Here is a 12,541-nt window from a genome sequence, read left to right on the forward strand (position 1 = left end):
CCTGGTGACCCATGTGCGGAATCGTGGGATACGTCGGCCACCGCCAGGCGCTGGACGTCGTGGTGGAGGCGCTGCGCCGGATGGAGTATCGCGGCTACGACTCGGCGGGCATCGCGGTCCTCGACGGTGCCGGCGGCGTCGCGATCGAGCGTAAGGCGGGCCGGCTGGCCAACCTCGAGGCCGAGCTCGCGGAGACCGGCACCGAGCGCTTCGTCGGCACCACCGGCATGGGCCACACCCGCTGGGCGACGCACGGCAGGCCCACCGACCGCAACGCGCACCCGCACCGGGATGCCGGCGGCAAGGTCGCGGTCGTGCACAACGGCATCATCGAGAACTTCGCGCCGCTGCGTGCCGAGCTCGAGAACGACGGCGTCGAGTTCGCATCCGACACCGACACCGAGGTGGCGGTGCACCTGGTCTCGCGGGCATACGCCTCCGGTGACACCGCCGGAGACTTCGTGGAGAGCGCCAGGACGGTGATCCGCCGCCTCGAGGGCGCCTTCACCCTGGTGTTCACGCACGCCGACCACCCCGACACCATCGTCGCGGCCCGCCGGTCCACCCCGCTGGTGATCGGCGTCGGCGAGGGCGAGACCTTCCTCGGATCCGACGTCGCGGCCTTCATCGAGCACACCCGCGATGCGGTCGAGCTCGGTCAGGACCAGGTCGTCGTCATCACCGCCGACGGCTACACGGTGACCGACTTCGACGGGAACGAGGACGTCCCCACGCGTCCGTTCCGGATCGACTGGGACCTCGCCGCCGCCGAGAAGGGCGGCCACGACTACTTCATGCTCAAGGAGATCGAGGAGCAGCCGGCCGCGGTGGCCGACACCCTGCTCGGGCACTTCGATGCCGGTCGTATCGTGCTCGACGAGCAGCGGCTCTCCGATCAGGAGCTCCGCGACGTGGACAAGGTGTTCGTCGTCGCCTGCGGCAGCGCTTACCACTCCGGCCTGCTCGCCAAGTACGCGATCGAGCACTGGACGCGGCTGCCGGTCGAGGTGGAACTGGCGAGCGAATTCCGTTACCGCGACCCGGTTCTCGACCGCTCGACGCTCGTCGTCGCGATCTCGCAGTCCGGTGAGACCGCTGACACCCTCGAGGCGGTGCGGCACGCGAAGGACCAGAAGGCGCGCGTGCTCGCGGTGTGCAACACCAACGGGTCCCAGATCCCGCGCGAGGCCGACGCCGTCCTCTACACCCGGGCCGGACCGGAGATCGGTGTCGCGTCCACCAAGGCGTTCCTGGCCCAGGTGACCGCGAACTATCTGGTGGGGCTGGCGCTGGCGCAGGCGCGCGGCACCAAGTACCCGGACGAGGTGGCCAGGGAGTATCGCGACCTCGAGGCCATGCCGGAGCTGGTCGCGCGCGTCCTGCAGACGGTCGAACCGGTCAGGGCGCTGGCGCGGGAACTGGCGCACTCGCCGACCGTGCTGTTCCTCGGACGTCACGTCGGGTATCCGGTGGCGCTCGAGGGCGCGCTCAAGCTCAAGGAGCTCGCGTACATCCACGCCGAGGGATTCGCCGCGGGCGAGCTCAAGCACGGGCCGATCGCGCTGATCGAGGAGGGTCTTCCGGTCATCGTCGTGATGCCGTCGCCGAAGGGCCGCGCCGTCCTGCACTCGAAGCTGGTTTCCAACATCCAGGAGATCAAGGCGCGCGGCGCGCGGACCATCGTGATCGCGGAGGAGGGTGACGAGGCGGTGCGCGCGCACGCCGATCACCTCATCGAGATCCCGGCGGCGCCGAGCCTGCTGCAGCCGCTGCTGTCCACGGTCCCGCTGCAGGTGTTCGCGGCCGAGGTCGCGCAGACCCGCGGCTACGACGTGGACAAGCCGCGCAACCTGGCGAAGTCGGTCACCGTCGAATAGATGCGCGTGGCGCCGTCATCGCACGATGACGGTGCCGCCCATCTGCGGGTGCAGGGTGCAGACGTAGGGGTAGGTGCCCTGCCTCATGAACGTGTGGCTGAAATCGCCCTCGGACATCGTCTCGCTGGCGAAGTTGTCCTGCGAGGTTGCTCGCGCGGTCGCGGTGACGTTGTGCTCCACGCCTTCGTCGGTGAACTCCCAGGTGACGGTGTCACCCATGAGTATCCGGGCGGTGGACGGCCAGAACGCCATGTTGTTGATCTCGACGACCTTGGTTCGCGCCTGCGCCGGACCAGCTGTTCCCGCGAGAACCGACGCGACCAGAAGTCCCGTTGCGATGGTGGCGCCGAGTGCGCGCATGGATAAAGGGTAGCCCCGAACGACGGCCATGGCGATACGGTGATTCGATGCGCGACTACTTCACGGTCGACCAGGTGCGGGCCGCGGAGGCCCCGCTGCTCGCCGCGCTCCCCGACGGCGCCCTGATGCGCCGCGCCGCGTACGGACTGACCGCCGTGGTGGCGTCCGAACTACGTTCGCGCACTGGAGGTGTCGCGGGCAGGCGGGTGACCCTGCTCGTCGGCTCCGGCGACAACGGCGGGGACGCGCTGTGGGCGGGAGCGATGTTGCGCAGGCGCGGGGTCGCGGTGTGGGCGGTCCTGCTCGACCCGGACAGGGCCCATGCGGCGGGGCTGGCGGCGTTGCGGGCCGTCGGCGGGCGGGTCGAGGTGGGCGCCGACGCCGATCTGGGCGAGCCCGACCTGGTGGTCGACGGCATCGTGGGGATCTCGGGCCGGGGACCGTTGCGGCCGCCCGCCGCCGTGCTGGTGGCCAGGGTCGGCGTGCCGATCGTCGCGGTTGACCTGCCCAGCGGGGTCGATCCCGACACCGGGGTCGCGGCGGGGCCCGCCGTGACGGCCTCGGTCACGGTCGCATTCGGGGCGCTCAAGCCGGTGCACGCCCTCGCGGCCGCGCACTGCGGCCGGGTGGAACTCGTCGACATCGGCCTCGATCTCCCAGACGCATCGGTCCGGACACCGACCGCGGCCGAGATCGGCGCCCGCTGGCCGATGCCGGGGCCTGCGGACGACAAGTACAGCCAGGGCGTGGTCGGGGTGATCGCGGGCAGCGCGCGCTATCCCGGCGCGGGCGTGCTGTGCGCGGGAGCCGCGGTCACCGCCACATCCGGCATGGTTCGGTACGCGGGAACCGCTGCACCGCAGGTTCTCTCGCGCTGGCCGGAGGTTGTCGCGGTGGACGGGTTCGACGCCGCCGGCCGGGTGCAGGCCTGGGTGGTCGGCCCGGGGATGGGCGTCGACGAGGAGGCGCTGACGGTGCTGCGCGCGGTCCTCGGGACCGACCTGCCGGTGCTGGTGGACGCCGACGCACTCACGCTGGTGGCCGCGGACCCCGGGCTCGTCGCGGGCCGGTCGGCGCCGACGTTGCTGACCCCGCATGCCGGGGAGTTCGCCCGGCTCACCGGGCGCGATCCCGCGGCCGACCGGGTGGCGGCGACCCGCGGTCTCGCGGCCGAGTGGGGGACCAGCGTGCTGCTCAAGGGCGGTGCACGGTCGTCGCCGATCCGGACGGATCGGTCCTGCTCAACGAGGCCGGTGGCTCCGCAGCCGCGACCGCAGGCGCAGGGGACGTGTTGTCCGGCGTCGTCGGGGCCCTCATGTCGACCGGTCTTGCACCGCTGACCGCCGCGGCGATGGGTGCCCGTGCACACTCGCTTGCCGCCAACCTGGCCGCGGGGCAGGGCTCGGTCATGGCCGCACCCATCTCGGCCGATGCACTGTTGTCCCAGGTCAGGGCCGCGGTGAGGGTGCTTCGTGCCCAAGCGGTGCCCTAAATGTGACCTCGTTAGTGATGGAAATCATTTGGCCTTTCGGCGGTCAATGGCAGGATCGTGGATCGTGACCTCCGACTTGTCCGTATGGGACGATCTGCGCATGACTTCCGCGGTTGGCCCGTCCGCGCCGCAAGCGGAAGCGCTGATCGATCTCGATGCGATCGCCCACAACGTCCGCCTGCTGTGTGAACACGCGGGCGACGCCGCGGTGATGGCCGTGGTCAAGGCCGACGCCTACAACCACGGTGCGGCGGCGGTGGCGCGCACGGCGCTCGCGTCGGGGGCCGCCGAGCTGGGGGTCACCACGGTCGGCGAGGCCCTGGAACTGCGGGCCGAGGGCATCGACGCACCGATCCTGTCCTGGCTGCACACTCCGGACACCGACTTCACCGCCGCGATCGCCGCAGGCATCGAACTGAGCGTCTCCTCGCCCCGGCACCTGCGATCGGTGGTCGCGGCGGCCCGTGCGCTCGGGTCAACGGCGACCGTCTCCCTCAAGGTCGACACCGGACTGGGGCGCAACGGTGTCTCGCCGTTCGAACTCGAGGACACCCTCCACGATCTGGCCAGGGCGGAGGCCGAGGGTGCGGTGCGGCTGCGCGGGATGTTCTCCCACCTGGCGCATGCCGACCAGCCGCACCACCCGGTGATCGACATCCAGGCCGCCCGCCTGAAGCACGCCGTCGCCGAGGCCAAGCGGGTGGGACTGCGTCCGGAGCTGGTGCACCTGGCGAACTCGGCCGCCGTGCTGACCCGGCCGGACCTGCGTTTCGACATGGTCCGTCCCGGAATCGCGATCTACGGCCTCTCACCGGTGCCGGAACTCGGCGGATTCGGACTGCGGCCCGCCATGACACTGCAGGCGCGGGTGGCGCTGGTGAAGAAGATCGCCGCGGGCGAGGGCGTGTCCTACGGGCACACCTGGATCGCGCCCCGCGATACCAATGTCGCCCTGCTGCCGGTCGGCTACGCCGACGGCATCCCGCGCGCCCTCGGAGGCCGCTTCGAGGTGCAGATCGGTGGTCGGCGCCACCCGCAGATCGGCCGGGTGTGCATGGACCAGGTGGTGGTGGACCTCGGACCGGATCCCGCGGGGATCGCGGAGGGCGATGTGGCGGTGCTGTTCGGCAGCGGCGACGACGGCGAACCGGTGGCCCAGGACTGGGCCGACGCACTCGACACCATCCACTACGAAGTGGTGACCGGGGTTCGGGGGCGAATCGTCCGGGGCTTCACCGGCAGGGAGGGCCTGCGATGAATCCGTTCGGGAAGGCGGGCCTCGTCGGCGGTGCGGTCAGCGCCGCCGCGCTCGGCGCGCTCGCGGGGTCACCGTCGGGCACCGTCCGGTCGCCCGCCGCGGTGGCAGGCGAGATCGGTACGCCAAGGAGGACTTCCGGTTGATGAGCGCCGACCGTGGCAGCATCGTCGCGGCCGAGGACGGCACGGCGCTCGCGGTCCGGGAGGTCGGTCCCGCCGACGCCCCCGTCACGGTGGTGTTCGTGCACGGCTACTGCCTGCGCATGGAGTCCTGGCATTTTCAGCGGCGCCAGCTCGAGAAGCGTTGGGGCAAGGCCGTTCGGATGGTCTTCTTCGATCAGCGCGGGCACGGCCGGTCCGCGGTCCCTGCGCCCGCGAGCTGCACCATCGGTCAGCTGGGTCGGGATCTCGATGTGATCCTCCAGGCCGTCGCGCCCAGGGGCCCCGTGGTGCTCGTCGGACACTCGATGGGCGGTATGACGATCCTGGCGCTGGCGAGGCAGGTGCCGGAGTTGTTCGGCACCAAGGTGATCGGGGTCGGTCTCATCTCCACCGCGGCCGAGGGCCTGAACAAGACCGGGCTGAGCAGGAACCTGCAGAACCCCGTGATCGACGCGTTCCGGCTCGCGGTCCGCACCTCGCCGGGCCTGGTCCAGTTCGGGCGCGGCGCCGCTCGCATGCTGATCTCCCCGATCCTGCGCTCCGCCTCGTACGGCACCGATGTCAGCCCGTCGCTGATGCGGTTCTCCGAGTGGATGCTCAACCAGACGTCGGTGACCACGATCGTGAACTTCCTCAAGTCCCTTGAGCTGCACGATGAATCGGCCGCCCTGCCGGTCATCGCCGAGCTGCCCTCGCTGGTGCTCTGCGGCGACGCAGACATGATCCTGCCCTTCTCCCAGTCCGAGGCCATGGCGGCCGAGCTGCCGGAGTCCGAGCTGGTGCGCGTGGTCGGCGGCGGGCACCTGGTGCAGCTCGAGTTCCCGATCCGGGTGACGGACGCGATCGACCGACTTGTCGGCCGCTCCATCGCCGAGCAGGGCGATTCCGAACGGACGGTTGTCGGTGGCTGACCACGATCCGCGCACGATCCACCTGCCGACGGCCGAGGACACCGAGGCGTTCGGCAGGCGCCTCGCCCTGGAGCTGAACGCGGGCGACCTGGTGGTGCTCGACGGCCCGCTCGGTGCCGGCAAGACCGCGCTCTCGCGGGGAATCGCGGCCGGGCTCGGCGTGCAGGGCCGGGTCAGCTCGCCGACGTTCATCATCGCCCGCGAGCATCGCGCGGGCGGCGAGCGTCCCGGTGGCGGTGAGCCGGTGGCGATGGTGCACGTCGACGCGTACCGGCTCGGCATCGGCGCCGATCCGGGACAGACCTTCGACGAACTGGACGCCCTTGACCTGGACACGGACCTCGCGGGTGCCGTCGTGGTGGTCGAGTGGGGCGAGGGCGTCGTCGAGCACCTGGCCGAGCGGCATCTGCTGGTGCGGTTGCGGCGCGAACCGGAGTCGGACGTGCGCACGGCGCAATGGGCCTGGGTCTCCTAGGTATCCTCGGTAACCGTGCTCGTACTCGCGGTCGATACCGCCACGCCTGCCGTAACAGCCGGGGTGGTGCGCCTTGAGGGCGACACCCCACGAACCCTGGCGACCAGGATCACGGTCAACGCGCGGGCCCACGCGGAGGTGCTGACCCCGCACATCCTCGAATGCCTCGCGGAGGCAGGCATCGCCCCGGCGGACCTCGACGCCGTCGTGGTCGGGTGTGGCCCCGGCCCCTTCACCGGCCTGCGGGTAGGCATGGCCACGGCAGCCGCGTTCGGTGATGCCCTCGGGATTCCCGTGCACGGTGTCTGCAGCCTGGACGCGATCGCGATCGAGGCAGCGCTGGGACGGGATCTGCTGGTGGTCACCGACGCCCGCCGCCGCGAGGTGTACTGGGCGCGCTACAGCGGCGGTGCCCGCGTGCAGGGCCCGGAGGTGAACAAGCCGGCCGACCTGGAGCCGACTCCTTCCCAGGCGATCGCGGGATCGGCCGGTCACGTCGACCTGTTCGACCTGCCCGTCGAGCCGGTCGAGACGCCGTCGCCTGCGGGTCTGGTCGCGGTGGCCGCGGCAGCGCTGCGTTCCGGCGCGGAGCCCGCGCCGTTGGTGCCGCTGTACCTGCGTCGCCCCGATGCGGTCGCGATCGCGGACCGGAAGAAATGACCGCGCGGATCGTCGGGATGACCGCGGCCGACGCAACCCGCTGCGAGGAGCTGGAGACGGTGCTGTTCCCCGGCGACAGCCCGTGGAGCGCGGAGGCTTTTCGTTCGGAGCTGACCGGGCCGCACAACCGCTACTTCGTCGCCCGTGACGAGTCCGACGCGATGCTCGGCTACGCGGGGATCGCGTTGCTGGGCCGCGGGGCCGACGCCGAGTCCGAGGTGCACACCATCGGGGTCGATCCCGCTCACCAGCGACGGGGCCTCGGTGCGCAACTGCTCGACGCGCTGCTGCGGGAGGCCGATGAACACGGCGGCCCGGTGTTTCTCGAGGTCCGCACGGACAACGAGCCGGCCATCGCCCTCTACCGGGGAACGGGTTTCGAGATCGTCGGGACCCGAAGGAACTACTACCAGCCCAGCGGCGCCGACGCGTACACCATGCGCAGGCCCGCCGCCCGGGTCGAGGGGCAGCTGTCATGATCGTGATGGGGATCGAGAGCTCGTGCGACGAAACGGGCGTCGGCATCGTCCGATGGCACGAGGACGGCACCTGTGAGCTCCTGGCCGACGAGGTGGCCTCGAGCGTCGATCAACACGCTCGCTACGGAGGCGTGGTGCCCGAGGTGGCCTCGCGTGCGCACCTCGAGGCGATCGTCCCGACCATGCGGCGGGCCCTCGCACAGGCGGGGATCGCGAGGCCGGACGCGCTCGCGGTGACCATCGGACCGGGCCTGGCTGGGGCGCTGCTGGTCGGCGCGGCCGCCGCGAAGGCGTACGCCGCGGCATGGGATGTGCCGTTCTATGCGCTGAACCACCTGGGCGGGCACGTCGCGGTGGACACCCTCGAGCACGGCCCGATGCCGCCGTGCGTTGCGCTGCTGGTCTCGGGCGGGCACACCCACCTGCTGCATGTCGAGGACCTGGCGCGGCCGATCGTCGAACTCGGCACCACGGTGGACGACGCCGCGGGCGAGGCGTTCGACAAGGTGGCCCGTCTGCTCGGACTCGGATTCCCAGGCGGCCCGGCACTGGATGCGGCCGCGCAGGAGGGGGATCCGCAAGCCATCGCATTTCCTCGCGGCATGACCGGACCGCGCGACGCCCGTTACGACTTCTCGTTCTCCGGGCTCAAGACGGCGGTCGCGCGCTTCGTGGAGTCGAAGGAGCGGGCGGGGGAGGAGCTCCCGATCCCCGATATCGCGGCGTCCTTCCAGGAGGCGGTGGCCGACGTGCTCACCATGAAGGCGGTCCGGGCGGCCACCGACGTCGGCGTCGACACTCTGGTGCTCGGCGGCGGCGCGACCGCGAATTCACGAATCCGTTCGCTCGCCGAGGAGCGTTGCGCCGCGGCCGGTTTGACCCTTCGCATCCCCAAGCCGCGTTTGTGCACCGACAATGGGGTGATGATCGCCGCGTTGGGAGCACACGTCATCGCCGGGGGCGCCACGCCTTCTCCGCTGACGGTCGCCACGGATCCGGGCCTCTCGGTGACCGTCAGCCAGTCACGGACGGCGAGCGATGGCCGATGAGACGTTCGAGAACCTGCCGAAGGAGCAGCGGCGCAGCCTGATCCGGCGCGCCGCGTACCGCCCACTCCTGAGTGCGGCCGCGTTGGTGTTCGTGTACTTCGTCATCCCGATGGAGAACCTGGAATCTGCCTCCGCGATCGGCGGGCTGGTGCTTGGGCTGGTCTTCGTCGGTGCGCTCTTCGCCTGGCAGATCCGGAAGATCGTGCGCGCGGAGCATCCGGGACTGCAGGCGATCGAAGGCCTCGGGCTGATGCTTCCCGGATACCTGCTCGCGTTCGCGACGCTGTACCACCTGATGTCCCTGTCGGGACCGGAGAACTTCAACGAGCCGCTGACGAAGGTGGATTCGCTGTACTTCACGCTGGTGTGCTTCTCGACGGTCGGGTTCGGGGACATCACCGCGACCACCGAGGTCTCCAGGGCCATCGTCTCGGCGCAGATCGTGGGGAACCTGTTCCTGATCGCGGTCGGAGTCCGTGTCATCACAGCCGCGGTGCGGTTGGGACAGCGTCGCAAGGGCGCCGCGACGTGAGCTCGCGCGTCAGGCCCTGACGGGGGCGGACAACTCCAGCAGGGTCAGCCCGGTCGGCGCCCGGAGTAGGTCGTCGATCGTGACCCCGTCGAGCGAGTCGTAGAACGCGATCTGGGCGCGGCGCAGTGCGCTACGGAGACGGCAGCCGTTGCGCAGCGGGCACGGATGGTCGCCCTCGCAGTTCACGACCTCCTCGTCGCCCTCGAGGGCGCGGGCGAGCGTGCCCACCGAGGTGTGCCTGCCCGCCTCGGTGATCGTGAGCCCGCCGCCCCGACCGCGGCGGGCTTCGACCATGCCGAGTTCGCGTAGCCGGACAACGACCTTGGCCGTGTGCGTGTACGGAATCGACATCTGATCCGCCACCTGACTTGTCGTCAGGCCACCGCCTCCAGGGGAGGCGGCCAGGCGCATCACCACGCGCAGCCCAAGGTCGGTGAAACGCGTCAGCTGCACGTTCCGACCGTATGATACTTGCATCTGAGATGCAACATAACCGTCATGCCCGCGGCGAGACCAGCACCAGTTCGGTGTTGTGATCGACGGATCCGCCCAGCAGCTTCGGGTCGGCGTGGATGTCGTTGAAGGACAACTCGCGGTACAGCGAGGCCAGGCCCTCCTGGCTGAAGTCCCCGTGCCGGACCTCGTACGGGCTGTCCGACTCGACCAGCGTGGTCAGCAGCGAGAGCGTGCCGTCGGTGTTGTCGACAACCTCGATCAGCCGCGCGTGCTGCGGGAAGTCGATGTGCGAGGCGGTGTTGATCTCCCAGAAGCCCTGCGCGGCAGTGGCACCCGGGTGCGGCGTGATCTTGTTCTCGTGGGTGTGCCCGTTCACCCAGGCGAGCACGTTCGGGAAGCGGTGCAGCAGGTCCAGCAGCTCGGCGCCCGAGTGGCGGCGCTCGCCGGGATTCTCGGGTCGGGGATCAGGTTGTCCATCGTGCCGCTGGTGTGGTGGCTGAACAGCAGGAAGTAGGTGTCCTGCCGCGACTGCGTCACCGGGCGGCCGCCCACGTCGAAGAAGCGGCTGCTGCCCGCCTGCAGGGTCTGTTCGATCCAGCGGAACTGGGCCTCGCCGAGGGAGCCGTCGACGAACCCGGCGCGGTTGGTGGAGTCCATGCTGATCCCGATCACGCCAGGCGCGATCTCGAACGAGTAGAAGCCGATGCCGGTCTCGCCCGCGTCGGGGGCGAAGCCGTGCCCGACGGGTCCGGGGCCTGCGTTCCTCGGGTCGAGGTGGGCGGCGATGTACTGCCGCGGGGTGAACGGTGCGCGGTTGCCGTCGGGCGTGACGATGCGCGGCGGGGTGGTGACAGCGGCGAGGATGCTCGGCAGCGCAGCCGGATCCGAGCTCGCGGCGCTGCCGATCGCGCGGGCATGCTCGGAATCGGGCGCCTCGATCTTGATCGAGCCGGTGTACATGGCCTCGAGCGGTCCGATTCCGCTGGGGATGGTGCCCTGGATCGAGTCGTCGTGGTTGCCGAACACGCTGTACCAGGGGGTGCGCAGGCCCGGGCTCGTGACGGGGGTGAGGGCCGCCGCGCCGAGCAGTCCCGGCATCTCCGGGAAGCCGGCCTTCTTGTAGATGTCGCGGATCGGTGACTCGGGGTTCCAGTACAGGCCCGCTCCGGAGTTCTGCACGCCCTCATAGCGATCCGCGGCACCGGTGTTCGGGATGAAGGTGCCGCCGTTGAGCGCGGTCAGCAGCCAGCCGAGCTCCGCGTGCTCCTTGTTGTCGGTGTTGTCGCCGGTGGTCACCACGGCGTCGAACGCGCGGCGGGTGTGCGGGCCGCCGGGCAGGGAGTTGATCCGCGACACGAGCGAGACCAGGCCCTGCGTGGTGAGCGTCTCGTGCGGTCGGAACGCCGACCCGTTGAGCGGATGCACGTACTCGAATCGCATGGGGGACTGGGCGTCGAGGATGTGCAGGTCGGTCAGCTGCACCACAGACGCGAGGGCGGTCCTGCGCTCCTCGCGGCCCGACCGTGCCTCGGCGAGCTCGCCCCGCACGATCATCGGCCACCCGGGGCCCGCGGTGAGCGTCCGGTAGCCGGATCCGCCGACCGGGGTCGCGACGGCTTCGAGCGTGGTGCCTGCGAAGGAGGCGGGCAGCGGGTCGGCCGCGGCGTACCAGGTACCCCACGGCGCCCGTCCGAATGCGCCGGCCCGAGGGTGCCCGCGGCTCCGAGTCCGGCCAGTCCGATGAATGCGCGCCTGCTGATGTTTGCCACGGCGACGACTCTAGGTCACCCGCCGTACACCTTGGATTCACACCGCCGCTTCCTTGCCGTCTCGCTGCCGTCGGCCGCGGCTGCGCGGCCGGGCGATCAACTCGACGCGAGGCGAAGAACGAGCGCGGCGACGGCGAGCGCCGCGTACGTGAGCGGGACGGGGAGGTGCTTCGCGTCGTGAGCGCGGATGTGGACGATGACGGCTCCGAGGAAGTAGCAGATCACCCCGATCGCGGCGGCGACGCCGAGCGGGGCCAACGCCAGGCCGAGGATCAGGCCTGCGGCGCCGGTGAGGAGGACTCCCGCCAGCGAGTTCAGGCGGTTCTCGGGCACTCCGAGCTCGGCGTACTCCCGAACCACCGGGTCCCGGTGGCTCAGCTTCCGGATGGCCGCGAACCCGAGGAGCGCGGCGAGCAGAACGGTCACGATGACGGTGGCGACGAACATGGTGAACTCCGGTCCTGACCCCCAATCCACACAATTCTCGCATCGAGCACCTAAGTACCCGCCGACCTTGAGCGCTGGCACTCGCATGTATAGAGTGCTAGTTGGCGCTGACCGAGCCTCGGCACCCGCGACGACGGGGCTCGAGTGAGATGCCGCAAGCGAACGAACACACCATCACGTCCTGGGAACAGCCCTGGACGCATACACCCCTGAAAGTGGAGGGCTCATCGTGGCGAGCGTGAACATCAAGCCGCTCGAGGACAAGATCCTCGTCCAGGCCAACGAGGCCGAGACGACGACTGCCTCAGGCCTGGTCATCCCCGACACGGCCAAGGAGAAGCCCCAGGAGGGCACCGTCGTCGCCGTCGGCGAAGGTCGCGTGACCGACAAGGGCAACCGCATCCCGGTCGACGTCAAGGAAGGCGACACCGTCATCTACAGCAAGTACGGCGGAACCGAGATCAAGTACGCCGGCCAGGAGTACCTGATCCTCTCGGCACGTGACGTGCTGGCTGTCATCTCCAAGTAAGCCACTTGCGATCCGCCCCGGCGTCCCACACATGGGCCCGGGCGGATCGCGTTGCGGACCCTCCCAATCCAGGAGTAGCTGAGCAA

General features: G+C 70.3%; 13 protein-coding genes and 2 pseudogenes. 11 read left to right on the forward strand and 4 right to left on the reverse strand.

Annotated features, from left to right (window positions below):
• Nucleotides 1-11 precede the first annotated feature (11 nt).
• Nucleotides 12-1,877: a glutamine--fructose-6-phosphate transaminase (isomerizing) gene (glmS, locus tag BTZ20_RS07120; RefSeq protein ID WP_077040878.1), complete on the forward strand. Its 1,866-nt coding sequence runs from the start codon at nt 12-14 to the stop codon at nt 1,875-1,877.
• 15 nt (nt 1,878-1,892) lie between these two features.
• Here glmS and BTZ20_RS07125 read toward each other — a convergent pair whose 3' ends face one another.
• Complete coding sequence (locus tag BTZ20_RS07125; protein ID WP_189636609.1) at nt 1,893-2,237, reverse strand: plastocyanin/azurin family copper-binding protein; 345 nt, start codon at nt 2,235-2,237, stop codon at nt 1,893-1,895.
• 47 nt (nt 2,238-2,284) lie between these two features.
• Between BTZ20_RS07125 and BTZ20_RS07130 the strand changes: the two are divergent.
• The 9 genes and pseudogenes from BTZ20_RS07130 (at nt 2,285) to BTZ20_RS07165 (ending at nt 9,254) form a co-directional block, all read left to right on the forward strand.
• Nucleotides 2,285-3,729 (forward strand): annotated as a pseudogene (locus BTZ20_RS07130) (NAD(P)H-hydrate dehydratase).
• Between the two features lie 100 nt (nt 3,730-3,829).
• Entirely contained in the window at nt 3,830-4,987 is a 1,158-nt protein-coding gene (gene alr, locus BTZ20_RS07135) for an alanine racemase (RefSeq protein ID WP_077043546.1), read from the forward strand.
• Nucleotides 4,984-5,130 carry a hypothetical protein gene (locus tag BTZ20_RS27155; RefSeq protein ID WP_189636610.1) on the forward strand — a complete coding sequence of 49 codons (147 nt, stop codon included), beginning with the start codon at nt 4,984-4,986 and terminating at the stop codon, nt 5,128-5,130. Before alr ends, BTZ20_RS27155 begins: the two co-directional genes overlap by 4 nt.
• Nucleotides 5,130-6,059, forward strand: coding sequence for an alpha/beta fold hydrolase (locus BTZ20_RS07140; protein ID WP_083742569.1), 930 nt, complete (start codon nt 5,130-5,132; stop codon nt 6,057-6,059). The genes BTZ20_RS27155 and BTZ20_RS07140 overlap by 1 nt, the downstream gene beginning before the upstream one ends.
• On the forward strand, nt 6,052-6,534 hold the full coding sequence (gene tsaE, locus BTZ20_RS07145) for a tRNA (adenosine(37)-N6)-threonylcarbamoyltransferase complex ATPase subunit type 1 TsaE (RefSeq protein WP_083742570.1): 483 nt from the start codon (nt 6,052-6,054) through the stop codon (nt 6,532-6,534). Before BTZ20_RS07140 ends, tsaE begins: the two co-directional genes overlap by 8 nt.
• A 15-nt stretch (nt 6,535-6,549) precedes the next feature.
• Nucleotides 6,550-7,194: a tRNA (adenosine(37)-N6)-threonylcarbamoyltransferase complex dimerization subunit type 1 TsaB gene (tsaB, locus tag BTZ20_RS07150; RefSeq protein ID WP_077040881.1), complete on the forward strand. Its 645-nt coding sequence runs from the start codon at nt 6,550-6,552 to the stop codon at nt 7,192-7,194.
• Nucleotides 7,191-7,673, forward strand: a complete 483-nt coding sequence (rimI, locus tag BTZ20_RS07155; RefSeq protein ID WP_077040882.1) for a ribosomal protein S18-alanine N-acetyltransferase — start codon at nt 7,191-7,193, stop codon at nt 7,671-7,673. Before tsaB ends, rimI begins: the two co-directional genes overlap by 4 nt.
• Entirely contained in the window at nt 7,670-8,722 is a 1,053-nt protein-coding gene (gene tsaD / locus BTZ20_RS07160) for a tRNA (adenosine(37)-N6)-threonylcarbamoyltransferase complex transferase subunit TsaD (protein ID WP_077040883.1), read from the forward strand. Before rimI ends, tsaD begins: the two co-directional genes overlap by 4 nt.
• On the forward strand, nt 8,712-9,254 hold the full coding sequence (locus BTZ20_RS07165) for a potassium channel family protein (RefSeq protein WP_077040884.1): 543 nt from the start codon (nt 8,712-8,714) through the stop codon (nt 9,252-9,254). The genes tsaD and BTZ20_RS07165 overlap by 11 nt, the downstream gene beginning before the upstream one ends.
• A 9-nt stretch (nt 9,255-9,263) precedes the next feature.
• Here the strand turns inward: BTZ20_RS07165 and BTZ20_RS07170 are convergent, their stop codons facing one another.
• The 3 genes and pseudogenes from BTZ20_RS07170 to BTZ20_RS07180 form a co-directional block, all read right to left on the reverse strand.
• Nucleotides 9,264-9,707 (reverse strand): RrF2 family transcriptional regulator, encoded by a 444-nt coding sequence (locus BTZ20_RS07170; RefSeq protein WP_077040885.1) that lies wholly within the window; start codon nt 9,705-9,707, stop codon nt 9,264-9,266.
• Nucleotides 9,708-9,750: 43 nt separating this feature from the next.
• Nucleotides 9,751-11,479 (reverse strand): annotated as a pseudogene (locus BTZ20_RS07175) (TIGR03767 family metallophosphoesterase).
• Nucleotides 11,480-11,575: 96 nt separating this feature from the next.
• On the reverse strand, nt 11,576-11,926 hold the full coding sequence (locus BTZ20_RS07180) for a DoxX family protein (protein WP_189636611.1): 351 nt from the start codon (nt 11,924-11,926) through the stop codon (nt 11,576-11,578).
• Between the two features lie 229 nt (nt 11,927-12,155).
• On the opposite strand from BTZ20_RS07180, the gene groES reads away from it, so the two are divergent.
• The gene (groES, locus tag BTZ20_RS07185) at nt 12,156-12,455 is read left to right on the forward strand and encodes a co-chaperone GroES (RefSeq protein ID WP_027501788.1); all 300 of its coding nucleotides are present in this window, start codon (nt 12,156-12,158) and stop codon (nt 12,453-12,455) included.
• The last annotated feature ends 86 nt before the right edge of the window (nt 12,456-12,541 follow it).

The organism is Rhodococcus sp. MTM3W5.2, from assembly GCF_001984015.1.
GTDB classification, from domain to species: Bacteria; Actinomycetota; Actinomycetes; order Mycobacteriales; family Mycobacteriaceae; genus Rhodococcus_G; species Rhodococcus_G oryzae.